Source organism: Treponema sp. J25 (assembly GCF_004343725.1).
GTDB lineage: Bacteria > Spirochaetota > Spirochaetia > Treponematales > Breznakiellaceae > J25.
The window spans coordinates 44,065-68,658 of sequence record NZ_PTQW01000003.1 but is presented as its reverse complement, the minus strand read 5'-3'; the positions used below and the strand labels follow the sequence as shown (position 1 = coordinate 68,658).

Below are 24,594 nucleotides of genomic sequence, written 5' to 3'. Positions count from 1 at the left end.
CCAGGAAACCCGGGGGAACCCTCCCCGAGGGGCCTAAAAGCCACGGAGGAGTAAATAGCCGGGCTCCCGGGGATCGCCCAAAGGGCTGAATATACCCATGGATGACCTTTTTTTTGCCACCGCCGCGGCGGAACAACAGTCGAATGCCCCCCTGGCCGATCGGATGCGGCCCCGCACCCTGGACGAAGTGCTCGGCCAGGATCACATCGTGGGGCCGGGAAGACTCCTGCGCCGGGCCATTCAGGCGGACCGGCTTTCTTCCCTTATTTTTTATGGCCCCCCCGGAACAGGAAAAACCAGCCTTGCTCGGGTCATTGCCAATTCAACCCGCAGCGCCTTTGAAAGCATGAACGCGGTTCTCTCCGGCGTAAAGGATGTGCGGGACGCCATCGACCGGGCGGATGAACGGCGACGGCTCTACGGCCAGCGGACCATCCTCTTTGTGGACGAGGTACACCGCTGGAACAAGGCCCAGCAGGATGCCCTGCTTCCCTGGGTAGAAAATGGCACGGTGATTCTCATCGGGGCCACCACGGAAAACCCCTTTTTCGAGGTAAATCGGGCCCTGGTAAGCCGGAGCCGGGTGTTTCAACTTCTTCCCCTGACAAAGGAAGACCTCATGAAGGCGGCCCGGCGGGCCCTCCAGGACCGGGAACGGGGCTACGGCCGCTGGCAGGTCCGTTTTGAAGAAGGGGCTCTGGAACACCTGGTAGAGGTTGCCAACGGAGATGCCCGGAGTCTCCTCAATGCCCTGGAATTAGCGGTGGAAACCACCCCGCCCTCCTGGCCCCCACCGGAGGGAAGTGAGATTTTTATCAGCCTTGACGCGGCAGAACAGAGCATACAGAGACGGGTAGTCCTGTATGATAAAGATGGGGACTACCATTTCGATACCATTAGTGCCTTCATCAAAAGCCTGCGGGGAAGCGACCCCGATGCGGCCCTGTACTGGCTTGCCCGGATGGTTCGGGCAGGAGAAGACCCGGACTTTATCTTTCGTCGGATGCTCATCCTGGCCAGTGAAGACGTGGGCCTCGCGGATCCTCAGGCTATCACCGTGGTAAACGCCTGTGCCCAGGCCTTTGATCGGATAGGACTTCCGGAAGGATACTTTCCCCTTGCCCAGGCGGCTTTGTATCTGGCCACGGCCCCAAAGAGCAACAGCGCCCTCGCATTCTTTGATGCCCTGAAAGAAGTAGAAACTCAGGAAGCGGAGGTCCCCACCCATTTAAAAGATGGTAGCCGCGATAAAGAAGGTTTCGGCCATGGCCAGGGATACCTGTATCCCCATGCCTATCGGGACCACTGGGTGGCCCAGCAGTACCTTCCCCGGGGCCTCCAGGGCCGGGTGTTTTACACCCCCTCTTCCAGTGGATATGAGGCTTCCATTCGGGACCAGGTGCTTTCTCGACGGGAACTGGTGGCCGCCATGGCCCTGGAGGCCGCCCCTGATGGGGCCACCCCAGAGGGGCTCTCCTGGGCGGCGGCCACCAGGGACCGGGAAGGGTGGTACAAACGGATCCAATCCGACCACAGCAGTACCCTTATCCAGGAGCGGGATCTCCTGTTTTCCCACCTTACGCTCCAACGGCACCACCGCGTCCTGGTGGCCGCCGCCGACACGGGGCTGCTCCTCTGGGAAGCCCACCGCCGCACCCCCGAAGGGCTTACCGCAGGCATTGTCCGCAGTGAAGAAGCCCGAAAGGCGCTGCTCCAGTACGGGTCCCTTTTTGGAGAAGAGGAGCAGCCCCGACTACTGGTGATTGCCCCCGAGAAAGTCGATATCTCCGGAGGTGGTGCCTCGAACGTTCCCTACCCTCGACTTCCTTCGAAAGAAGAAGCCCTGGCTACCTTTGACTGCGCCACCTTTGACGCCCTCATAGGTCGGGATCTCTGGCGATCCCTCCAGCTCCCTGCGGGCTGGGAAATAGAGCACTTCTTTACCGAGTATTTTCGTGCCGCCAAGGACCTTCTTGATCCCCGAGGAACCATCGTCATAATCCAGGCCCTGCCTTCCCGGGGACAACGGCTGGCCGAACTTCTGGATCGCTACCGAGAACGATGGCGCGAAACGAACCTTGAACATTCAGCACAAGAGGCCTTTGTTGATGCCGAAGCATCTTTCTGGGCCCAAACACAATTTTCCTGGGGTCAGAGGGAAATCGAAACAGGTTGTGGTGCCGCAGGATTTTCCTTCCAGATAGAAAGCCATTTCCACGAAGAAGAGCGGCTCCTTACCGATCGGGATCTGGAAACCTGGTTTAACGTAGATCGTTCCAGCTGGGGCCGCTGGATAGGTCAGAGACTCCCACCAAAGGCCCTCCAGGGAATTCTGGATGCCCTCAAAGCCATTGCCACCCACGGTCCTGTTCTCTGGCGATGGGAAAGTATACTTCTCATAGCTCGCAGGGGAAAATAGAAAACGTTCCTCCGGGGCGTATCTATAGTCTAAACATCCATTTTTTTCGCAGAAATTCTCAAAGAAAGCTCTAAAGTTTTTACTCTTTTTTGCCGATACAAAGAACGGGGTTTTTCTGGGCAGAAAAGACAGAAGAAAGATAGAGGCCCCCTTATTCTGAATATCGGAGGTTGACTATAAAACTTTAGACTTTTGTTTGTGTTTGGCTCTACCCGGAAGCATGGATGCTTCCGGACATCATATTCAAGGAGGATGATATGATCATCAACCACAATCTGAGCGCCATGTATGCGGACCGCTCTCTGCGGGTAACCCAGACGGCTATCGCCAAGGACATGGAGAAGCTCTCTTCAGGGCTGCGGATTAACCGGGCCGGTGATGATGCCTCGGGGCTTGCTGTATCTGAAAAGATGCGAAGCCAGATCAGAGGATTGAATCAGGCGTCGACCAATGCCCTGAATGGAATTTCCTTTATCCAGACCAGCGAAGGCTATCTGCAGGAAACTCAGGACATCATCCAGCGGCTCCGGGAACTGGCGGTACAGGCGGCCAACGGGATCTACACCGACGAAGACCGCATGCAGATCCAGGTGGAAGTATCCCAACTCGTGGACGAAATTGACCGGATTGCCAGCCACGCCCAGTTCAACGGAATGAACATGCTCACCGGTCGTTTTGCCCGCCCCACCGGCGAAAACCTGGTTACCGCCTCCATGTGGTTCCACATTGGTGCCAATATGGATCAACGGGAACGGGTGTACATCGGTACCATGACCGCTGCGGGGCTCGGGGTCCGCAATGCCGCTGATGGAACCATCATCAGTCTGCAGACACCTGATGGGGCCAATCGTTCTATCGGTACCCTGGATGAAGCTCTTAAGAAAGTAAACAAACAGCGGGCAGATCTGGGGGCTTACCAGAACCGTCTGGAACACGCCATCCGGGGAATCGATATTGGGGCCGAAAACCTGCAGGCCGCCGAATCTCGTATCCGGGACACCGATATGGCTAACCAGATGGTTTCCTACACGAAAAACCAGATCCTCTCTCAGGCGGGAACCGCCATGCTGGCCCAGGCCAATCAGCGGACCCAATCGGTCTTGCAACTTCTGCAATAGCGTAGTACTATTAAAGGTAGCATAAAAGAAGGGACTCCCTAGGGAGTCCCCTCCTAAAGCCAGAAGTGGCGAGATCTTTGACAAATACCCTCCTGGAACTACGGGATAGAACGGGTAGCCTGTTGCAAAAATCCTCAGCGGAGGTAAGAAGAGCGACGGGCTTTCCGTTCCACCCATCGCGTAAGGGTGGGCCGTGGCGCGACGGTCCAACCGAATATGCGATCCCGTGGGGCAACCATCGGCGAAGGATAGCCGGCGGTACTATCTCAAGGAGGGTCATATATGATCATTAATCACAACATCAGTGCCATGTATGCCAACCGCCAGCTGGGCGTAACGCAGAGCGAAGTAGCCAAAAGCATCGAAAAGCTCAGTTCCGGCCAGCGGATTAATCGGGCGGGGGACGATGCATCGGGCCTCGCAGTATCTGAAAAGATGCGGAGCCAGATCCGGGGCCTTAACCAGGCAGAACGGAACATTCAGAATGGCGTTTCCTTTATCCAGACCACTGAAGGCTACCTGCAGGAAACCCAGGATATCCTCCATCGGCTGCGGGAATTGGCCGTCCAATCAGCCAACGGTATCTACACTGACGAAGACCGCATGCAGATCCAGGTGGAAGTGTCCCAGCTCGTGGATGAAGTAAACCGCATCGCCAGCCATGCCCAATTCAACGGAATGAACATGCTCACCGGAGCCTTTGCTCGCAACTCTGCGACCAACCGGATCATGCAGTTCCAGGTTGGGGCCAACATGGATCAGAATGAGCGGGTCTACATTGGTACCATGACCGCCCAGGCTCTGGGACTCCAGAATGCGCAAGGGGCAGAAGGGATTATCTCTATCGCTACCCCCGAAAGCGCTAACCAGGCCATCGGTATTGTGGATAACGCCCTGAAGCAGGTTTCCAAACAACGGGCCGACCTTGGTGCGTATCAGAACCGCTTTGAGATGGCCGCCAAAGGGGTCGCCATTGCGGCAGAAAACATGCAGGCCTCCGAATCTCGTATCCGGGATGCAGACATGGCCAGTGAGATGGTCACCTATACGAAGAACCAGATCCTGTCCCAGGCCGGAACTGCTATGCTGGCCCAGGCTAACATGAGGACCCAGTCGGTCCTGCAGCTCCTCGGCTAACAGGAAAAAAGAGCCCTTTCAAGAGACATCTGGACGTCGCCTTTTGAGAGGAAGGAGGGGGAGTTCGCGCCCTCCCCTTTTTTCTTTACTTACATAGAAAGTACAGGGAGGTGCCTATGGGTATACCAATTACCCCAGTGGGATATGGATATCCCCTGGCAGGTCTCCCGCAAGAACGAGGGTCCTTTATAGGGGCCCACCATGCAACCGGGACGGAAGGACAGGAAACCGTTCCACCGAGTACCACAGCCTTGCTGGGGAGCACGGGAACAACAAAAAGAATAGAAGAAACAGCCCAGGAACTTGAAAAAATTAGTCTGGCTTTTAACAAGAAGCTCCGTTTTGTCATCGACCATAAAACCGAGGAAGTGATTGTAAAGGTTATTGATGCGCAAACCGATAAGGTGATTAAGGAGCTTCCGCCCGAGGAACTACAGCGGCTACATCAACGGATCAAGGAAACCCTAGGAATTTTGTTTGATCAAACCGTGTAAGTTCAAACGGGCCTTAAGAAGGACCCATGTCGGATATATATATTCCTGGAGTAAAGAGCCAGTTCGATACGGAGAAGATCATCGAAGATCTCATGAAGATCGAACGGGCTCCCAAGGTTCGGGCCGAAAAGGCAATAGAAGACTACAAAACTCAGAAAACCATATGGCAGGATGTGGGTCGGCGTATTTCGACAGTACGAGAATCGGCCCGCACCCTCTATTCTTTTCAGAATCCCTTCTCAGAACGGGTTGCTAATTCCCAGGATCCGGCGGTTATCACTGCGACAGCCCGCCGGGAAGCGTCAGAACAGACCCGTACGTTTACGGTAAAGCAGCTTGCCGCGGCGGATCGTTTTCTATCAAATCCTCTCCCGGAAAACTATCGGATCCCGGAAGGAACCTATACGTTTACCATAGGAGAAGAAACCTTTAGTTTTACTTTTAGGGGGGGGAGTTTAAAGGAATTTGCCGAGGCGATCACCAAGCGAGGGAAAGATCGTCTCCGAGCCGATGTGGTTACCGTAGAACCGGGTACCCGATCCCTGCTTATCGAATCAAAAGTGACGGGATCCACCAATCGGCTCTCTTTTAAAGATGACAGTGAAAAACTAGCCCTTGCCACAGGAATGGTCGAACGAATCGATTCGGCAAGTCGAACTATCGTTGAAACTCCGCAGCTTTTTTCAGCAGGGACAAGTAAAGTGTTTACCCTGTCGCCGCCCATTCAACCGACCCAGAAGCTTGTGTTGGCCTATGAAACTGCTACCACTTTAAAAGAGGACAAGGATTCGACCGTTCAAGAAGCTCCTTCAGGGCCCCAGTTCCCCGGCGCGGGGAGTATCACCTATGGGGGCATTACCATTGAAAACGACCCTTCCACGGTGGACCTTCCTCCGTGGACGCCCCCACCGGTTCCTCCGCGGGTCGATGATCTTTCAGTAGTGACCCTTGTTTTTTCCGATGGGACAAAAAAAACCCTTCCTCCTATTCGAGACTCCACCGATTTTGTAGGCCAGGAAATTCCCCTTACGGACTTTAGCGAAGGGAAAGCCATCAGTGCAGTGGAAATCCAGAATAAAAACACCCATCGGGATGTTTCAATAAGAAATTTGCGGATCTTTAATCCCGAAGCCCGGGAAGGACTCCGTCCTAAAAACGCCATCTCTACTGCCCAGGATGCGATTCTTGCCATGGACGGCATCGAAGTACGGCGTCCCAAAAATGACGTAGACGATCTTATCCCGGGGGTTACCGTTACCCTCACGGGAGTCTCCGATAAACCGGTAAAACTCACTATTGAACCGGATAGAAAAACTGCGAAAGAGGCGATTATTACCCTGGTTGGGAACTACAACCGGCTTATGGCAGAACTGAATGTCCTTGCCCGCACGGATGATAAGATTGTCCAGGAACTCACCTATCTTTCAAAGGACGAGCAAGAGGAGATGCAGAAGAAATTGGGGACCCTCCAGGGAGACTCTACCATCAACACCCTCCGTTCGTCCCTTCAGCGGCTCATTAGTTCGAGTTACCCCACGTCCCTTGAGCGGGAACTGGCCCTACTGGCCCAAATCGGTATCAGCACCGACGCTCGAAAGGCCGGTAGTAGCCAGGGTTACGACCCTGCCCGATTGCGGGGGTACCTGGAAATCGACGAAAAGACCCTGGATGAGGCCCTGGCAAAACGGCTCCCCGCCGTAAAAGAACTCTTTGGCAATGATACCGATGGGGACCTGGTAATCGATTCGGGATTTGCCTATCAACTCAATGCGCTCCTCCAGCCGTATGTCCAGACCGGCGGTATTATCGCCCTTAAAACCTCAGGCCTTGACACTCGTATCAGCGAAGAACAAAAACGCATAGAAGCCCTGGATAAACAACTAGCCGCAAAAGAAGCAAGTCTTCGTCGCCAGTATGGTCAAATGGAAGGGGCTCTTCAGCAAATGCAAAAAACCTCCAATTCTCTTGAGCAACTTAATAATCAATCCAACAGATAAGTATACCGATAAGGAAAACTGAAGGAAGGGAATATGCAGATTACGATTAATGGTGAAACTTCAACACTTGTCCCGGATATAACGGAAGAAAATCTAGGGTCATTTCTCCAGAATCTTGAATTATCCTTTGAAATGCAGGGATCGACCCTTACCAGTATACGGGTAAATGGGACTTCTCTTACAGCGGATAGTCTTGATTCCCTCTGGTCCATGGAGCTAGAAAAGGTCCATACCCTGGATCTAGAAACAGCTAATAATCGAGAACTTCTGTATAAGGCATTTCGCTATAGCCGACAATTACTAGAAAAAGCGCAAGAACAACAAGGAACATGGGATCCTAAGGAATGGATTCATTCCCCTGCAGCCCGTCTTATTGAGGGACAAGAACCTGTTTTATATCACCATATGGTGAAAGTACTTCGGGATCTTCCTCACATGGGGGAGTATCTCCTCGAACTTCTTACAGAACGGGAAACAGAACTGCTTGAAGCGGAGAAACTCCTCCAGGACTGTCTTACTCAGCTCTCCGAACTTACCCCGCGTCTTGAAAATGTGGGGATCCTCTTTCAAACCGGACGAGATAAAGAAGTTGCTCAGTTAATTCATGACTTCAGTTTAACCTACGAAAGATGTCTTCGTCTGATTTCGTATTTGTACACCCCTCCACAACAAAATCTTTATCTTTTTATTACTGGAGAAAAGGCTTTACCTGCCTTTATAGAGGAATTAAATACGTTTTTAGAAAATTTTATTCAGGCCTATGGAAACCAGGACACGATTCTTGCGGGGGATCTGGCGGAATATGAAATCGCTCCCCGGGTGCGTGAACTGTGTACCGCCCTCCGGTCATATCTTGTGGCAAACGAGCCAGAGGATAGTTAAGCGCCTATGCTTCTTCAATCGGTGTACTTTAGAGAATCCGATCCCCGCAGTGCCATCATCTTTTTAGCCGTTGTAGGAGTGCTCATTATTATTTTGGTGATATATAATATCTGGAAAAATGGAATTTCTACCGGCACAGGGAAAGGTGGTGGTACTCTTGCCCCCCGCCGCTTTAGCCGCTGGGCCCTCCATCGGGCTGCAGCCGCCTATGGATTAGATAGAGAAGAAGAGGCCCTCCTGGAATGGATTTTCAGGCGAGCCTCCATAACAGACCCCGTAACAACTCTAGGGAACACTACTATTCTTGATCGGCTTTTTAAGAAGGCCTACCGGGACATCGAAAAAACCGCCGAAACAGAGGAGATGGCATCATATCAAAAGGCCCTCCTCTTTGCCATCCGAAACAGGGTAGAAGCTGCCCGGGGAGAACGGCTTGTTATTTCGAGCACCCGGAAACTCTCTGATAATATGGCGGCTACCATTGTCTCTCCCCGGGGAGAAAGTTACCCCGTGAGGATTATTACCGCCCGAGGAGACTACCTCCTTGTAGAAAACCCCCGGAGTGCGGTAGGAACACCAATTAAATTCCCCCGGGGAAGCAAGGTAACCCTTTCCTTCTACGCCCGTTCGAGCCAGGGGTATCGTTTCGAAAGCCGGGTTATCGATACGGTTGACACCCCCCGCGGTAAAGGGCTCCAACTTGCCCATTCAGACCACGTAGAAGCCCTGCCCAATCGTCGTTACAAACGAAAGGATGTGTATATTTCCTGCTTCTTTTCTCTTGTTCGGGTGGAAGAACGGAAGGTAGGAAGAAAAATAGAAAAGAAAACCATCGTGGATGATCGTCGTTCCCTGGGAACCATCATCAATGTTTCTGCGGGGGGCTGTGCCATAAAAAGTGTCGCGGCCCTTCCCGCCGGCGCGTACCTTAAAATAGAATTTGAAGACCCCCAGGCAAAAACCCTGGCGGCCCTAGGAAGAATTGTACGAACCAACAAGACCATGAGCATGGGAGGGGTAATGCATATTCAGTTTGTCAAAATTCCCCGAAAAACCCTTAATACCATCAATGCCATGGTGTTTGAGTACGACCAGGATTGAAAAAGCCCCTCTTTTCTTTTAGTATGTATAGAGTATGAAAGTCCTGGAAATAAAGAATATAGAGAAAAAGGAACACCCTATTCTGTACCGCCGTTCCTTTCAGGCCACGGCGGTGCTTGAGGTGTTACACAATCCCATCGAACGGACGATTGAATTCACCGTGGAACATACTCCCCTGGGGAAACGGGAAATTCAGGTACGGATCATAGAACCTGTAGAATATCCACTGCTTCCCCTGCTGCGCGAATTACGGCATCATATCAGTCACCTCGATAAAACAGGAGGCCTTCCCTGATTCGGGTCACTGTGCACACCCCTGAAGAGATGACCCAATGGGGAAGGTGGATAGGTGAACGCCTTACACAGGGGGAGGTGCTTGCACTATACGGAGGCCTCGGAGTAGGCAAGACCACCCTTGTGCGGGGAATTGCGGAGGCCCTGCATGTGCAGGAACCCGTGACGAGTCCCACCTACACCATCATAAATGAATATGAAGGGGATATGCCCATCTACCATATTGATGCGTATCGTCTTCGCGGCAGTGATGATGCGTTTTCTATAGGAATAGAAGACTACCTGTACGGGAACGGGATCTGTATTATTGAGTGGGCCGAGCGGATCCAGGAAGTACTGCCAGCAGAAGCAATCTCGGTGGATATTAGCATTATAGGAGAAACGGACCGGCTACTCACCCTTACCCATCCTCGTTTTATGGTGTAATTATAAAGGAACTCCTATGAACATACTGGCGTTGGACACGGCGACAGATATTTTATCGATGGCACTTCAAACAGCAAAAGGTATCTGGTATACCGAAATTGATGGGGGGCTCCACCATTCGGAGCGTCTTATTCCCCTCGTCGATGCCCTGCTGGCCCAGGCCCAGTGCCCCCGGGAAGATTTAGAACTCCTTTGCTGCATGGAGGGCCCCGGCTCTTTTACCGGGCTCAGAATCGGTTTTGCCACTGTAAAAGGTTTTGCACTGGCATTGGGGATTCCCTACATAGCTATTCCTACCTTGGACTGTTATGGATGGGCCCATCGACACTGGCCAGGAACGGTGGTGCCCCTGATAGACGCCAAAAAGCACTCGGTTTTTACCGCCCTGTATCAAGGGGGAACCCCCATCAGTGCCTACCTGGACATAGAGATATCCCATCTTGCAGAACTCCTTAGGGGTACACCACAGCCCTATCTTTTTACCGGCCCTGATGCCCCCCGTTTTTATGAAGGAGAAGCAAACATAATAGGGGGCACAAATTGTTATCTTGACCCAGGGGCCCGAAAAGGAAAGGCCCGGGAACTACTGGAAATTGCTCAAAAGCGCTATACACTTAATCCTAGAGGGGATGATCCCCAGAAGGGCCCCCGGTACTTAAGAAAAAGTGATGCGGAACTGGCAAAGGAAGGAAACCATGAAGGACCTATCGGAAGAAGCGGAGGAGATGCTTGAACCCGTAGAAGAAACAGCATTCCTTGAAGAAGAAGAGAGCCCGTCCCCGGGTATACCCGCCGAAGGAAACATCCCCCTCTGTATGCGGTCCTTTATCAATAGCATGTTTCCCGTGCTCCTCGTAGATAAGGAACTCCGCATCCTCTTTACCAATCGGGCCTGTGCAAACCTTTTTACCAACTATTGTACCCTCGTAGGAAATTATTTTACTGATATTTTCGGGAAAGCCCTTGGTATAGAAGCAATGAAAGAGATGCTTCTCCATATAAGAACGGGCAAACAGGGCTATTCTTGGAAGGGTTTTGTTAAAACCAAACGGCGGGACGCGGGATCTTTGGAGACAAAACTGTACCTGTTCCCTGCCCTTTTAAATAAAGAAGAACCCGAACAGTTTATCATCCTCTTTGACGATGTAACCGAAGAAAACAAGAAAATTCTGCAGAGTATTTACGCAAGTCTTCTTGAAGCTTCTAAATTAAAAGACAATGACACCGGCAAGCACATCATGCGGGTAAATTACTATTCAAGCCGTCTTGCCCGGGAACTCTATAATAAACCAGGCTATGAAGAGGTAGATCGGGATTTTATCGAAGATATTGGGTTTTTAGCCTCCATGCACGATGTAGGGAAAATCGGTACCCCCGACGATATTTTGAACAAAGAAGGGCCCCTGGAAGAATGGGAGTGGACCATCATGAAGGAACACACAAAGAACGGCGCCTTTATTCTATCCACCTACCCCAATCCCATGGCCCGGGACATTGCCCTGAATCACCATGAACGCTGGGATGGGACGGGGTACCCCTTCCAGTTGGAAGGGACCATGATTCCCCTCGCGGCCCGTATTGTGACCATCGCAGATGTGTATGACGCCCTCCGCATGAAACGGACCTACAAACCGGCCTATGATCACCTTACGGCGGTAAGAAAAATGGCTGAATGGCGGGGCAAACACTTTGATCCCCATCTTTTTGACGTGTTTTATGCAATCCACGAAGAGTTTAATCGTATCTTTGAAGAAAACAAGGATCCACCGCTTTAAGAATGGTTTTTGTCCCCCCTGGGATCTTCCGGCTTCGTAAGGGGAAGATTGGGGAGGGCCGGAGCCGATTCGGCGGCCGCCCGGTTTTCTCTCATGATCGCATCGAACACTTCCTGCCGATACACCTTGACAGCAGCAGGGGCTTCCACCCCCAGTTTTACCTGATCGCCCCGGATTTCGATCACCGAAATAGAGATATCGGTGCCGATCATGATTTTCTCGTTAACCTTTCGTGAAAGAATCAGCATGGGGCCTTCCTCGTCATCTCAAGTTCTGCCAGAATATCGTGCTTGGTCTTCCAGCGAGGATCCGTCAGCACCACCTGCTTTCCCAGATGATTCTCCCGGTTTATTACGAGGGGTCCCTGCAGATTAGCCGTCATAGGAGCGCCCGTCGGTGGGATGGTGATGATAGCAAAGACGAGGGCATCCTGGGGTCTTGCAAGGCCAATGGCAAGGAGTTCCTCATCGGAAACATCCAGTTCATAATCGGGCCGAAACAAGAAGGGATCTATCAAAATAAAGGCCACCTGTTCACTATCCAGGGACTGGAGCCAGTAAAAAGGTTGCTGCTGCGCATCCAGGAGCACGTATTCCTTGAGTCCTTCAAACCCATACAAGCCATCGGGGAAGGTAATCCGCTGTCGTTCATCCACATCAATCAGGCCATAGGCCTTTGTTGCTACTTTCATGGGTACTCCTATCGTAAGTAATCAAGCAAGGTGGGGGGTGTAATCTTAGCGGCGGTCTGCAACGTGGCCTTATGCACAAAATCGAGCATGCTGAGTTCCGTCGCAGCCTGAGCAAAGTCCAGGGAGGAAACCCGGGCAAGGTTAGCGGTCACATCGGGGATCTCCTCATTCAGGCGCTTCCAGGTAACCTCCGACCGTTCCTGACGACTGCCGAGTTCCGCCAGGCGGCTTTCCAGATTATCCAGCGCCAGATCAATCCCCCCAATACCCTGGCTTCCAACCATATCGGTATTTCCCTGAAGAAGGGCATCCCGCAAACGGATCACCATATCAAACACCGAACCACCCGAAACCCGGGCGGCCGGATGCCAGTTGGGAGCCCCCGGATCGGCCGTATCCCGGAGAATGCCCAGATCTTTTAATATCCGGGATCCCTGCTCATCTTCCAGCCTAATGAGGTGGGGATTAGTTCCTTCAAGGGCAAGCCCCCGGGTTACCGGGTCCACGTAGGCCTTTACCGGCGCCGGGGACTCGTTGATCTTTGCCACAATGGCATGAACCGTGTCTCCGGGCTGTACTTCTACCCGGTACCCATCCACATAAAAGGCCCCCGCCGCCTGAGCCCGATATCCTGTAGCATCGAACGAAGAAAAAATTTGCATCCGTTCAGCCCAGAAGGCTTCTCCCCCTCCAATATCAAGATTGATGGTGGTGTTCTCCGCAATTTCCGCCCGCCGATTACTCCCCGCCCCCTGATATTCTACCCTAACAATCATTGACTCGCCTCCGCCGGGGGCAGTCCCTTCCACAATGCGGAAGGGCTCGGTAAAGGCCTTATCCCCCGCAAAAAGCCGTTTTCCATCCGGTCCAAGGGCGTTCGACACCTGCACGAGTTCCTTTAATAATTCATTTACCTCCACCGCTATGTTTTTAAGATCCCCCTGAGTGTACACCCCATGGGCACCCTGGACCGCTAATTCCCTGATCCGTTGGAGCACATCCACGGCCTGGCGAAGGTGCCCATCTACTACCTTGTAGTGATCGACCGACGCAAGAGAATTTTGCTCAAACCGCTTAAGGCGGGTAAGGTACGATTCATAGCGGACCGCATGGCTTGCCGCAAGGGGATCTTCCCGGAGTTCCTTAATCCGTTTCTGGGTGGCCATCTTTGTCTGCAAGGTAGAAAGATCCTGTTCGTGCCGCCGAAGATAGAATTGCATATCGTTGTTGGGCATATCGGTGCTAATGCGTCTCATGGTTTATCACACCCCCAGTCGATTGATGATAGTATCCAGCATTTCATTAAAGGTGCTGATAAAACGGGCCGCCGCGGCATAGCCATGCTGGTATTTTATCATCTGAGAAAGTTCCTCATCGATATTTACCCCTGAAATGGAGTCCCGCATATCCTTAAGCTGTTTCATGATCCGGTTCTGGATTTCCAGGGCCCGATCACTTTGTTCTCCCCATAATCCAACCCGAGCCACCGCATCGGCAAAATAGTCATCGAAGGTTCCGAGGCGTCCCACCATAACCACCGTATTGCGCAGGCGAGCGATTTCCAGGGCCGCTTCCCCATTACCCGGATTGGCGGGCTTACCGTTTTCTCCATAGCCGCTTGCAATGGAGAAGGGATCTTTTACCAGAGCCTGATTCACCTCTATCCAGCCTGAGGGATGAGCTATGGGGGCTACCGCATAGGAACCACTCTCTCCCCGAAGGGCGGTAACCGCATTCGCCTGGTCCCATCGGAAGGCCCCTTCCGGCCCCCGGTTCTGGAGAATCCCCGCATAGCCTTCCAGGAAACGGCCCGAATCCGCCACATATCGAATCACAAAATCAGGATTGGCGGGATTAGCCGCGGGAGTCCCCTTAAGGGTAAGACGTCCTTCCCGGTCAAGGCGGGCAACTACTTCCGCCCCGGCGTTATTAATACGCTGCACCACATCGGCCACCGTATCGGTAGGATAGTAGGGGATGTCCACCGTACCTTCCGCCGCAGCCAGGGTAATGGTTCCTTCAAGGCCTATCTGGGCCCGTTCTTCCAGTTTATTGGTTCCGGTAATACGGAAAATATAGGTAGAATCATACTGGCCATCGCCGTTTCGATCGTAATTGCCATTTACATTGGTAACAAAGGGATGTTCGGTAAAGAAATCGAGGCCCGTTTTTCCATTTATGCCATACCCTGCCCGGTGAGCGTCGTTCACCAGGTCGATAAAATTCATGGTCATCGTATCAAGGCTCTGGATTTCATCCCGTACGGTTTTATCCCGTAACTCCAAAAGGGCCGCCAAACTTCCGCTTTCAAAATGGGCCTCTTCTCCGGTTTCTTTCCAGATTACCCGGGAATAGCCCTCCGTATCGATACCGCTGACAAGATCAAACTGACGACCAATCCGACCCTGGACTAACACAAAGCCCGCTGTATGGATGATAAACTCATCGGGGTCTCGCGTATCAGTAGTAATGTTGATAAGGGAAGACAGTTTTTCCACCAAAAGGTCCCGCCGATCATATAAATCATTGGGATTGTCGCCCTGGGCCCGAATTTTCTGGATTTCTTCGTTCAATTTTGCGATTTGCCGGGAAAGGTCGTTTATCCGTTTAACGGTTCCCTGAATATCCTCTTCCGCCATGTTCTGGAGATTCTTAAGCCCCTTATATCGCTCCCGGATCGTATCGATAAGGGTTTTCCCCCGTTCCAGGACCGCCTTGCGCGGGGCCGCATCGGCAGGATGGAGGGAAAGCTCCTGCCAGGCATCCCAGAACGCGTCCATCCGTCCCCGGATGGAAACATCCGCCGGTTCGTTGTAAAGCCGTTCCATCATGAGGATATACTTATCCCGGGTTTCCCAGTACCCCTCTCCACTCCCCTGGGCCACAATCCGCTTATCTAAAAGCTCATCCCGGGCTCGAAGGATCCGTTCCACCACCACACCCTGACCGATCTGGCCCGGCGTTTCTTCCCGATTGAGCCCAGGAAGATACAGGGGCTCAAAGGGGGTAAATTCTACCCGCTGACGGGAATAGCCTTCGGTAGAAGCATTCGAAAGGTTGTGTCCCACCGTCGCTAATCCTTGCTGATGGGCTACCAGGGAACGCTTTCCGATTTCTATAGGCATAAAGGTAGACTGCATGGAGGGGCTCCTTGTTGTACTTACCCTACAGGGTTTTATTCAAAATAAGGCTTCGCATCTCCGGATGACGTTCTTTACCATCGGGGGTATACATTTTACCCCGCCGATCAGGGAATGCCACCTGCAATACTTCCTGTAACAGCGAACGGGAAAAGGTTACATAGTCCTGAAGGGTCTCGTTGGCAAGGCGCACCCGAAGGGTTCCAATCTTAAGTTGCCGATAGGCATCGGTAATTTCCCGTCGTTCTGGTTCCGGAAGTCGGCAAACAATCCCATAAAAGGGAGTTGTAAGAGGATCAACCTCTAATTCATGGGCCAATTCTTTAAAAAGGGTATTTCGTTTTTCTTCAAGGGCCACAAATTCTTCGTTATAGTTTTGTAATCGTTCCAGTACGACATGAAGATCTTCGAATTCCCGATTACTCAGGGCACTACGGAGAATCTCCTGGGTTGCAGAAATCCGTTCTATTAAGGCGACTTCTTCTCGTAATAGCTGCAGACACAGGGTCACCTTCTCTTCGTGGGGATTATGGGTCTTTTTCATCTTCATGACAGGCCTCCCACTTCTAGTATCGGCAAAAAAGACCGGAACCTGAGAAAAGTTGTAAGTTCTTAGATGAGGAGGGAAGAACTAAAAAAGGGTACAGAAAAAAATAGTAAGACTTATCAACAAGAGCGCTACGGTTAAGCCATACACCCACCAGGGAAGGGGCTCTGGGCCTTCAGAACCAAAGGTATAAGAACGAACAAAGGGCAACCAGCCTTTTCCCCGTCTCTTTTCATTAATAGGTAAGGCCGAATAGCCACAGACGGGACAGCCTTCTTTAAAGAGATCCTCTGCCCCAACAAAACCGCAGCGGGGACAGCGGACATGAACAAAAAATCGACCACAATGGGGGCAGACCCGGGCATTCCGGGGAACCTCCTCGCCACAGTGTTCACAAAAAAAGCGGGGACGAGTTCCTCCTCCTTTCATTGGTTCCCCCCTCTTTTCACTGAAATTTCTCCCCTTGTTCTGCGGAAACCTGTAACCGTCGTTTCATATCCCGGGCAAAATCCCAGGCGGCTTTTTTTAGAGCCCCGTCGGGAAGGGATACTCCACCCGGAGCATCCATCCAGAGGTACAGGGAAGGATGCGCTTCCGGCAGGGGAATATGATACACCTGTTCTCCATCGGGACTTACCGCAATCCAGCGCTCACTCCCATAGCGAAATTCTACCATCGCAGAAGAAAAGAGAAAGGACCCTTGCAGGATAGGCTCGGAGAAAAACGTTTCTTTTGAAATTGAGCCTGTCCACTGGAGAGTCCAGTGATCATACAGAAACAAAGCCTGGAAACTGGTATCTCCTCGCTGGAGCACCGTTTGATGGGGCCTTCCAAACCACACATACCAGAGGGCGGCAAGGGCCTCGATATGAGAAGGGATAGAACTGACCGAATAGAGGGTTGCCCCTTTAAGGGGGCCCCAGGGCCTTTCCCGAAACAAACGGGCCAGTTCAATATAGAGGGGATCCAGAAGCAGAGAAAGAAACAAGCTATCCTCTTCTCCGCTGTCTGTAGGAAGAAGAGGAATTTTTTCGTATGACACGTTTTTTCCTCTCTATAAAAAACGGGCCCTCCGCCTCAACTTTTCACTGTTCGGAAGTAGGACCTTTTTATATGATGGGCACCGTTACCGTGTAGAGGGCCTTCGCTGTTCCTAGGGGGTACCAAAGGAATGGTCCCCTTCTGTTTCTCCTTATGTGGCTATACCGCCTCAGCAGCACAACCACCACCCGAAGCGGCAGCACAGGAAGTACAGGAATCCTTTTTTGCCTCCGATGAGGTGCTTTTTTGAGATCCCTTGCCTTTACCGTTATCGGTTACATAAAAACCAGAGCCTTTAAAGATAATACCCGTGCCCCCATTGATAAGACGACGAACGTCCTTTCCACATTGGGGACAGGACCGTAAGGGGGCATCGCTCATATTCTGGAAAGCTTCAAACACATGACCACAGCTTTTGCATTCGTACTCATAGGTTGGCATCGCTTTATCCCCTTTACCTTATGGAATCGTTTTTTTCGAAGTAGAATATACTAATAAGCGAGAAAAAAGTAAAGCTATGTCCTGCGAAGGAATAGGTTTGCTTTCGATAACAAGAGATGTTTCTTCCTGTTGTATGTTCCCTGTTGAAAGGAGGGACATCAGAAGCTGCGCAAGAGGATCCTGTCCAGGCCCCCCGGGAAGAGGCAGGGTCCCCGCAAAACGCTGGGACAGCCGCAGAAGGGCCGAAAGGGCCCGTGCATGGGACACTGAGGGGGTTTGCAGGGCAAGATACAAGCAATAGGGGCTATCCTTCTCGGTACCCTCCGGGGGTATTTCCTCGAGTACCCAGAAAACCCGTTCTATGGGTACGGAAAGAGGAACCGAGAGGGTTTCAAGAGAAGCGGCAACGGTCTGAAACGGTTCATTAAGCCAGCCAATGAGGATCACCCTTCCCTTTTGACGGGAAGAAAAAAATGAAAAAGCCTTCTTATCCGGCATGGGATAAGAAGAAGGGGCGTTTGCCGGTACTGGAGATTGGGAACCGATAGAAAGAGCGGAGGTCCCCGCTGGCTTTACCCTGTTCAAAAGTTCCCTAAAAGGGATCCCCTCAGGAGCATTGGAAAGCAGGAGGGTATGCTCCTCTGTCTGCAAGGAAAGGCCCTCTTGAGCATTATACCAAAAGGGGATTCCTTCCGCAGAACGGCGTTTTTTCCATGCAGGATGCCACCAGAGGGACCAATTGATTTGCCAAGCGGGGTAGCGCCCTTCTAACAGGGCAACCCATGCACTTTGCCCCTCCCCGGCTGCATACAGGACCATGCTTATCTGTTCCGTCACCTTCAAGCCCTGCCGGATGCTTTCGTTAGCGGGAAGGGTTCGTTCTATTTCTGTCCGCAGGCCTGCCGCATCCGCAATCCGGGCCCCCATATAGAACTGCCCCCCCGGCGGTAAAGCAAGGAGAGAGTTCAGGAGCACATCGAAGGGATCCTTTTCGGGAAGGGGGCGGGAGGGAATGGTGGCACAGGAAATCACAAAGATTCCACAGAGGGCCCCCACCGTCCAGAGGATGTTCCGGGAAATCACCCGCCCTCTGTCTGATCTTTTAAAAAAGAAGTGCCCTTTCATGCTCCTAGGCCTTTTCCAGGGCCACCTGCCAGGTTTCGTCCCCGGCCTCAATGGCAGTCATACCAGGAACGGCTTGCCAGACACTGTCGAGTGCCAGGGTTTCCTGGGCTACATAGCTCTGGAAGGCTCGAAAAGCCTTTTCCAGGCGCTCTGAACCATGCACCCACAAACGAATGCGATCGGTAACCTCAAGGCCCTTTTCTTTTCGCAAATTCTGGATCCCCCGGACCAGGTCCCGGATATCACCCTCCTGGGCAAGTTCTTCGGTTATTTCCGTATCCAGCGCCACCGTAAGGGTTCCCTCGTTAAGAACCCGGAGATTTGCCTTTTCCAGGCGCCGAATGTCCAGTTTATCCGCCGTAAGTTCCAGGGTCCGGCCATTAATATCCAGGGAAAGGACCGAGCCTTCCAGGATACTCTGAATTTCCCGCTGGCTTAAGGCACTGATGCGCTGGGCCGCGATTTGCATGTCCTTACCAAGCTCTTTTCCCAGCACCCGGAAGTTTGGTTTTGCCTGATATTCCACCAGGTCTTCTTCGTTATCCCGGAACACCACGGTTTTCACATTCAGCTCTTCCCGGATGATTTCTTCCATCTCAATGAGGACCTTCTTTTCTTCCGGGTTGCGGGTCACCAGTTCTACGGTTTTCAGGGGTTGCCGCACCTTGATATTGTACTGGTAGCGCAGGGCCCGTCCCATGGAAACCGCATGTTGCACCACCTGCATCCGGTATTCAAGTTGAAGATCCCGCCGGCTCTTTTGAGACACCGGGAAGTCCGCCAGGTGCACCGACAGGGGGTCCCCATCGGTTTTAAGGTTCTGCCAGATGGCCTCGGTCACAAAGGGAATGAAGGGAGCCGCCACCAACGTAAAGGTTTTGAGCACCTGATAGAGGGTTCCGTAGGCTTCGGTTTTATCCTGATCGTTTTCGCTGCGCCAGAAGCGGCGCCGGGACCGACGGATGTACCAGTTATTCAATAAATCGATAAACTCAACAATCGGATCGATGGCCCGATTCATATCGTAGGCATCGAGGGCCGCCGTCACCTTTTCTACAAGGCCCTCCGAAACCGAAAGGATCCAGCGATCCAGAGGATTGGAAGGATTCTCGGGGGCCCCCGTTGGATGGATACCATCGATATTTGCGTAGGTCACGAAGAAACTGTAGGAGTTCCACAGGGGAATAAGGATGCTCTTCAGGACTTCCCGGACCCCTTCATCGGAATAGCGGAGATCTTCGGCTTTTACCACCGCCGAATGCATCAAAAAGAGCCGTAGCGCATCGGCCCCAAAAGTGTTAATCACATCCATGGGGTCCGTATAATTCCGGAGGCTTTTAGACATCTTCTTGCCATCCGATGCCAGCACAAGACCATTCACCACACAGTTTTTAAAGGCCGGTCGATCAAAGAGGGCCGCCGCAAGAATCGTCAGGGTATAGAACCATCCCCGGGTTTGATCGAGCCCCTCGCTGATAAAGTCTGCGGGGAAATGGGCCTCAAAGAATTCCTTGTTTTCAAAGGGATAATGATTCTGGGCGTAGGGCATGGCCCCCGATTCAAACCAACAGTCCAGCACTTCGGGGATCCGGCGCATGGTTCCCCCACAACTACAGGGAATGGTAATACTATCCACAAAGTGCTTGTGGAGATCCGTTACCTCCTGTCCTGAAAGGCGCTTCAGTTCTTCCCGACTCCCTACGCAAATGGTGGTTCCACAGTCCGGACACTTCCAGATAGGCAGGGGATTTCCCCAATAGCGGTTACGACTGATAGCCCAATCCCGGGCCCCCTCAAGCCACTTGCCAAACCGGCCATCCTTAATGTGATCCGGCACCCAGTAAATTTGCTGATTTGCCCGGAGCATCCGGTCCTTAATTTTGGTGACATTCACAAACCAGGAACTGATGGCCCGGTAAATGAGGGGGCTGGAACAACGCCAGCAGTGGGGATAGGCGTGGAGAATCTGCTCCCGCTTTACAAGCTTTCCTTCTGCCCGCAAACGTTCAATAATCGCCTTATCCGCATCCTTAACAAAGAGTCCCCGGTAATCGCTGACATCCTCGGTAAAACGACACTCCGCATCGACGGGGCAAATAGTAGGCACCCCCGTTCCCTGAAGCACCCGCTGGTCATCCTCGCCAAAACCAGGGGCGGTATGCACAATACCCGTACCGTCCTCGGTAGACACAAAGTCCCCGGGATACACCCGGAAGGCGTTCTGTTCCGCCGCACTGACAAAATAGGGGAAAAGGGGCTCGTAGGTAAGCCCCACGAGTTCAGAGCCCTTCTTTTTCCAGATAACCCGATATTCCTCAGGGGTTTTGTAATACGCTCCCAGGCGGGCCTCCGCAAGAATATAGCGCTCCTGCCCATCCTGGACCAAAGCATACTCGATATCCGGTCCTACCGTCAGGGCCAGGTTAGAAGGAAGGGTCCACGGTGTGGTGGTCCAGGCAAGAAGGTAGGTATCCCCCTCTTTTCCCAGGCTTCCCAAGCCCGCCTTTTCGGCGGCGGTTCCTGATCCAGCGCCGGTAACCTTGAACCGTACCGTGATAGCCGGATCGTGTACATCCTTATAGCCCCCCAGGTTCAATTCATGGTTTGAAAGGACCGTCGAACAGCGGGGACAATAGGGAAGAATGTAGTATCCCTCATACAGGAGGCCCCGTTCCCACAGGGTCTTCATAACCCACCAAATGGATTCCATATAATCGGGATCCATGGTTTTATAGTCATTGTCGAAATCTACCCAACGTCCCAGGCGGGTTACAATGCGACGCCATTCCTTTACATACCGAAGTACCGAGGCCCGACAGGCTTCATTAAAATTAGCCACCCCATATCGTTCGATATCGGTTTTAGAATTAAGACCCAGTTCTTTTTCGATAAGGTTTTCCACCGGCAGGCCATGGCAGTCCCAACCAAAACGGCGCTCTACCTTCTTCCCCTTCATGGTCTGATAGCGGGGAATAATATCCTTAATAGTCCCCGGGACAAAATGCCCAAAATGGGGTAACCCCGTTGCGAAGGGGGGCCCATCGTAAAACACAAACTCTTCAGCCCCCTCTCGCTGAGCGATAGACTTCTTAAAAATGTCGTGCTCTTCCCAGAATTTAAGGACCTCTTCCTCCAATTTTGGGAATTCTACTTTGGGATCCACACTTCTGTACACCGCGCTCCTCCATATTCGATCAGAGCCTGCCATGGATACCCACGGGATCAGGTTCTTTTCAATATATTATTTATACTATATAATACACAAGTCCCCAGGGAAGATCCCTTCGGCGGGCGGGCTACCGTTCAGGACAAGCAAAAAAGAGGCCCTCCTTCGATAAACTGCCACCGCTCGGGATCAGCGATTTTCCTGGTATGAAAGGTATAATAATGCAAGAAGCAAAACGATTACAAGAGATATACGACCTTCTTACCCAGCAGTACCCCGATACCCGGCCCTTGCTCCATTTCAGGAATCCCTTTGAGCTCCTGGTGGCTACGGTGCTCTCGGCCCAATGTACCGATGCAATGGTTAATCGGATCACCCCCCAGCTCTTTGCCCGGTATCCAGGTCCAGCGGACCTTGCAGATGCTTCCCTTTCAGAACTGGAGGATCTTATTCGACCGACGGGCTTTTATCACACCAAGGCTCGATACCTGGTAACCCTTGCCCAGAAAATCGTCGCCGACCATGGGGGAAAGGTCCCCGCCACCATGGAAGAGCTTACGGCCCTCCCGGGGGTGGGTCGCAAAACCGCCAGTGTAATCCTCGCTACCTGTTATGGGGTACCGGCCCTTATTGTGGACACCCATGTACTACGGGTAAGCCGGCGACTTGGCCTGAGCAAGGGGAAAACCGCTGAACAGGTAGAACAGGACCTGGCCCGACACTTTTCCCCTGACCGCTGGATACCCATAAGTCACGGCCTGAATCGACACGGCCGCTCCTGTTGCTTTGCCCGTAAACCATCCTGCCCGATCTGCATCATACACCATATTTGTCCCTTTTTTATCGATTTACAACGGTGATATTTTTAGATATACTACTCAATACTAAGGACATATAAGGACATCAGTATGGGAAATCAAAAAATACCGGCTACACCTTCGATTCGACGCTTACCTTCCTATCTTCATATCATCCGGCAGGCCCAACGGGACGGGCTTGAGTACATTTCTGGAACCGTGATTGCGGAGGAACTCAATTTAGAAGCAATCCAGGTACGGAAGGACCTGGCGATTACAGGTATTGTAGGAAAACCAAAGAAGGGGTATCCCGTTCATGCCCTTATTACAGCAATTGAACACTTTCTAGGCTGGGATTCCATCCGAGATGCGGTTCTCGTAGGGGTGGGTAATCTGGGCTCTGCCCTCTTGGGATATCAGGAATTTCAATTCCATGGGCTTAATATCATTGCCGCCTTTGACAAGGATCCTAAAAAAATCGGATCCTCCGTTCACGGAGTCCCGGTGATGCCCGTGAGCACCATGGAAATGCAGATCCGCAACCTGGGTGTTAAAATGGCAATTCTTACGGTACCTTCTGCTTTTGCCCAGGAAACGACGGACATCCTGGTAAAGGCGGGAATTACGGCAATCTGGAATTTTACCAATGTAAAACTGAAGGTTCCAGAAAACGTGGTCGTTCAAAAGGAAGATCTTTCTTCCGGATACGCCATGCTCTGCGTGATGATTCAGATGGCCCAAATGCAGCCCAAAAAATAGGCCCTTTTTCTGAGGGAAAGCGGTGCACAAAGAACGAATACCCCCCAGAACTCCTCCATCCCTGCAAGAAAAGCAGGGAACAGCGCCCGAGGCCGGCGTGTCCTCCTGTGAAAGCACTAAAGGGGACCCACCTCATAAGATCGAGTATCAAAAGGAAATTCTCTATAATCGTATCCTCAAACGATATCGACACCTGCGAAAATGGGCCAGCCGCATTGGGACAAACGCCTATCGCTTGTATGATCGGGACATCCCCGAGATTCCCCTGGTACTCGATTTCTATGATGGTATGATTGCAGGAGCCCTGTACGAGCGACCCTATCATAAGGATGAACAGGAAGAAGCGCTGTGGCTCAGGCATATGCAGGAAAGTGTTGCCCGGGCCTTGCAGATTCCCGAAGACCATATCTTTCTCCGGCAACGACGACGACTTAAGAATCGAAGAGGAGGGGCAGTACAATATCAACGTTTCTCCGAAAAGGGCATCACCCAAACCGTCACAGAAGGGGGACTTCTTTTTCAGGTGAACCTCTCAGATTACCTTGATACGGGTCTTTTCCTGGATCATCGAAAAAGCCGCGCCTTTATTCGTTCCATTGCCGGCGGGAAACGGGTGCTCAATCTCTTTTGTTATACCGGCGCCTTTTCTGTGTATGCCCTGGCAGGCCAGGCCGCTTCGGTAGATTCGGTGGACCTCTCCAGGAACTACCTGGAGTGGGCTCAGCACAATTGCGCCCTTAATCAGCTTGAAGCGACCTTCGTGCCGGTAGAAACCTATGAACGATGGTATGGGGCTCCTTTCCCCGGGAGAAACTCGTCACCGCCCCCCCCTCTGCGACACCGGCTTATTCGGGCAGATGTACTTCGGTTTGTACAAGAAGCCCGGAAACAGGGCCTTCAGTGGGACCTTATCATTCTGGATCCACCAACTTTTTCTAATTCAAAAAAAATGGAAGGTGTCCTGGATATTCGGCGGGACCACGTTGCGCTTATTACGACCTGCCTTGATATTCTTGCACCTGGCGGGGTCCTCTGGTTCTCAACCAATGCCCGACACTTTCAGCTAAAGGCTGAAGCTCTTTTGCAGCGGCATCCTCGCCTACACATTAAAGACCTTACCACTACGACGATTGATGAAGACTTCCGCGGCAAAATCCCCCGCCGCTGTTACCTCTTTATGCCGGAGAAATCCTAAAGGTAAAACCCCTTCATCGATATCTTTTAGAAACGAAAAAGGGCCAACA

General features: G+C 52.1%; 24 protein-coding genes. 14 read left to right on the top strand and 10 right to left on the bottom strand.

Going from position 1 to position 24,594, the window contains the following annotated elements:
* Positions 1-97 precede the first annotated feature (97 nt).
* The 11 genes from C5O22_RS00375 (at position 98) to C5O22_RS00325 (ending at position 11,643) form a co-directional block, all read left to right on the top strand.
* Complete coding sequence (locus C5O22_RS00375) at positions 98-2,419, top strand: AAA family ATPase (protein ID WP_132779026.1); 2,322 nt, start codon at positions 98-100, stop codon at positions 2,417-2,419.
* A 257-nt stretch (positions 2,420-2,676) separates the two neighbouring features.
* Positions 2,677-3,537, top strand: coding sequence for a flagellin N-terminal helical domain-containing protein (locus tag C5O22_RS00370; RefSeq protein ID WP_132779024.1), 861 nt, complete (start codon positions 2,677-2,679; stop codon positions 3,535-3,537).
* 282 nt (positions 3,538-3,819) lie between these two features.
* Positions 3,820-4,674, top strand: a complete 855-nt coding sequence (locus tag C5O22_RS00365) for a flagellin N-terminal helical domain-containing protein (protein ID WP_132779021.1) — start codon at positions 3,820-3,822, stop codon at positions 4,672-4,674.
* Between the two features lie 116 nt (positions 4,675-4,790).
* Positions 4,791-5,168, top strand: a complete 378-nt coding sequence (locus tag C5O22_RS00360) for a flagellar protein FlaG (RefSeq protein ID WP_132779019.1) — start codon at positions 4,791-4,793, stop codon at positions 5,166-5,168.
* A gap of 26 nt (positions 5,169-5,194) precedes the next feature.
* Entirely contained in the window at positions 5,195-7,165 is a 1,971-nt protein-coding gene (gene fliD / locus C5O22_RS00355; RefSeq protein WP_132779017.1) for a flagellar filament capping protein FliD, read from the top strand.
* A 33-nt stretch (positions 7,166-7,198) separates the two neighbouring features.
* Positions 7,199-8,047 carry a hypothetical protein gene (locus tag C5O22_RS00350; RefSeq protein ID WP_132779015.1) on the top strand — a complete coding sequence of 283 codons (849 nt, stop codon included), beginning with the start codon at positions 7,199-7,201 and terminating at the stop codon, positions 8,045-8,047.
* A gap of 6 nt (positions 8,048-8,053) precedes the next feature.
* On the top strand, positions 8,054-9,148 hold the full coding sequence (locus C5O22_RS00345; RefSeq protein ID WP_132779013.1) for a flagellar brake protein: 1,095 nt from the start codon (positions 8,054-8,056) through the stop codon (positions 9,146-9,148).
* A gap of 34 nt (positions 9,149-9,182) precedes the next feature.
* Positions 9,183-9,443, top strand: coding sequence for a hypothetical protein (locus tag C5O22_RS00340; protein ID WP_132779011.1), 261 nt, complete (start codon positions 9,183-9,185; stop codon positions 9,441-9,443).
* A gap of 11 nt (positions 9,444-9,454) precedes the next feature.
* Entirely contained in the window at positions 9,455-9,868 is a 414-nt protein-coding gene (tsaE, locus tag C5O22_RS00335) for a tRNA (adenosine(37)-N6)-threonylcarbamoyltransferase complex ATPase subunit type 1 TsaE (RefSeq protein ID WP_279432180.1), read from the top strand.
* 16 nt (positions 9,869-9,884) lie between these two features.
* Positions 9,885-10,601: a tRNA (adenosine(37)-N6)-threonylcarbamoyltransferase complex dimerization subunit type 1 TsaB gene (tsaB, locus tag C5O22_RS00330; RefSeq protein ID WP_132779009.1), complete on the top strand. Its 717-nt coding sequence runs from the start codon at positions 9,885-9,887 to the stop codon at positions 10,599-10,601.
* On the top strand, positions 10,564-11,643 hold the full coding sequence (locus C5O22_RS00325; protein ID WP_132779007.1) for an HD-GYP domain-containing protein: 1,080 nt from the start codon (positions 10,564-10,566) through the stop codon (positions 11,641-11,643). Before tsaB ends, C5O22_RS00325 begins: the two co-directional genes overlap by 38 nt.
* On the opposite strand, the gene csrA is transcribed toward C5O22_RS00325, so the two are convergent.
* From csrA to ileS, 10 genes are all read right to left on the bottom strand, one after another.
* Positions 11,640-11,891 (bottom strand): carbon storage regulator CsrA, encoded by a 252-nt coding sequence (csrA, locus tag C5O22_RS00320; RefSeq protein WP_132779005.1) that lies wholly within the window; start codon positions 11,889-11,891, stop codon positions 11,640-11,642. The two genes, C5O22_RS00325 and csrA, sit on opposite strands and share 4 nt — an antisense overlap.
* Complete coding sequence (fliW, locus tag C5O22_RS00315) at positions 11,885-12,334, bottom strand: flagellar assembly protein FliW (protein ID WP_132779003.1); 450 nt, start codon at positions 12,332-12,334, stop codon at positions 11,885-11,887. The genes csrA and fliW overlap by 7 nt, the downstream gene beginning before the upstream one ends.
* Positions 12,335-12,342: 8 nt before the next feature.
* Complete coding sequence (locus C5O22_RS00310; RefSeq protein WP_132779001.1) at positions 12,343-13,590, bottom strand: flagellar hook-associated protein 3; 1,248 nt, start codon at positions 13,588-13,590, stop codon at positions 12,343-12,345.
* Positions 13,591-13,596: 6 nt separating this feature from the next.
* Positions 13,597-15,474 carry a flagellar hook-associated protein FlgK gene (gene flgK / locus C5O22_RS00305; RefSeq protein WP_132778999.1) on the bottom strand — a complete coding sequence of 626 codons (1,878 nt, stop codon included), beginning with the start codon at positions 15,472-15,474 and terminating at the stop codon, positions 13,597-13,599.
* 25 nt (positions 15,475-15,499) lie between these two features.
* Positions 15,500-16,024, bottom strand: a complete 525-nt coding sequence (gene flgN / locus C5O22_RS00300; protein ID WP_132778997.1) for a flagellar export chaperone FlgN — start codon at positions 16,022-16,024, stop codon at positions 15,500-15,502.
* Positions 16,025-16,105: 81 nt separating this feature from the next.
* Positions 16,106-16,450 (bottom strand): zinc ribbon domain-containing protein, encoded by a 345-nt coding sequence (locus C5O22_RS00295; protein WP_132778994.1) that lies wholly within the window; start codon positions 16,448-16,450, stop codon positions 16,106-16,108.
* Positions 16,451-16,466: 16 nt separating this feature from the next.
* Complete coding sequence (locus C5O22_RS00290) at positions 16,467-17,063, bottom strand: hypothetical protein (protein WP_132778992.1); 597 nt, start codon at positions 17,061-17,063, stop codon at positions 16,467-16,469.
* Between the two features lie 158 nt (positions 17,064-17,221).
* Positions 17,222-17,503 carry an FmdB family zinc ribbon protein gene (locus C5O22_RS00285; RefSeq protein WP_132778990.1) on the bottom strand — a complete coding sequence of 94 codons (282 nt, stop codon included), beginning with the start codon at positions 17,501-17,503 and terminating at the stop codon, positions 17,222-17,224.
* Between the two features lie 18 nt (positions 17,504-17,521).
* Positions 17,522-18,628, bottom strand: coding sequence for a hypothetical protein (locus C5O22_RS00280; protein ID WP_165910352.1), 1,107 nt, complete (start codon positions 18,626-18,628; stop codon positions 17,522-17,524).
* Between the two features lie 4 nt (positions 18,629-18,632).
* Positions 18,633-21,803, bottom strand: coding sequence for an isoleucine--tRNA ligase (ileS, locus tag C5O22_RS00275; RefSeq protein WP_132778986.1), 3,171 nt, complete (start codon positions 21,801-21,803; stop codon positions 18,633-18,635).
* 197 nt (positions 21,804-22,000) lie between these two features.
* Between ileS and nth the strand changes: the two genes are divergently transcribed.
* Genes nth through C5O22_RS00260 form a run of 3 tightly spaced genes read left to right on the top strand, consistent with a single transcriptional unit; the run spans position 22,001 to position 24,545 of the window.
* Positions 22,001-22,654: an endonuclease III gene (gene nth, locus C5O22_RS00270; protein WP_207895316.1), complete on the top strand. Its 654-nt coding sequence runs from the start codon at positions 22,001-22,003 to the stop codon at positions 22,652-22,654.
* 48 nt (positions 22,655-22,702) lie between these two features.
* Positions 22,703-23,350: a redox-sensing transcriptional repressor Rex gene (locus C5O22_RS00265; RefSeq protein WP_132778984.1), complete on the top strand. Its 648-nt coding sequence runs from the start codon at positions 22,703-22,705 to the stop codon at positions 23,348-23,350.
* 22 nt (positions 23,351-23,372) lie between these two features.
* Complete coding sequence (locus C5O22_RS00260; protein ID WP_243692825.1) at positions 23,373-24,545, top strand: class I SAM-dependent methyltransferase; 1,173 nt, start codon at positions 23,373-23,375, stop codon at positions 24,543-24,545.
* Positions 24,546-24,594: the final 49 nt, after the last annotated feature.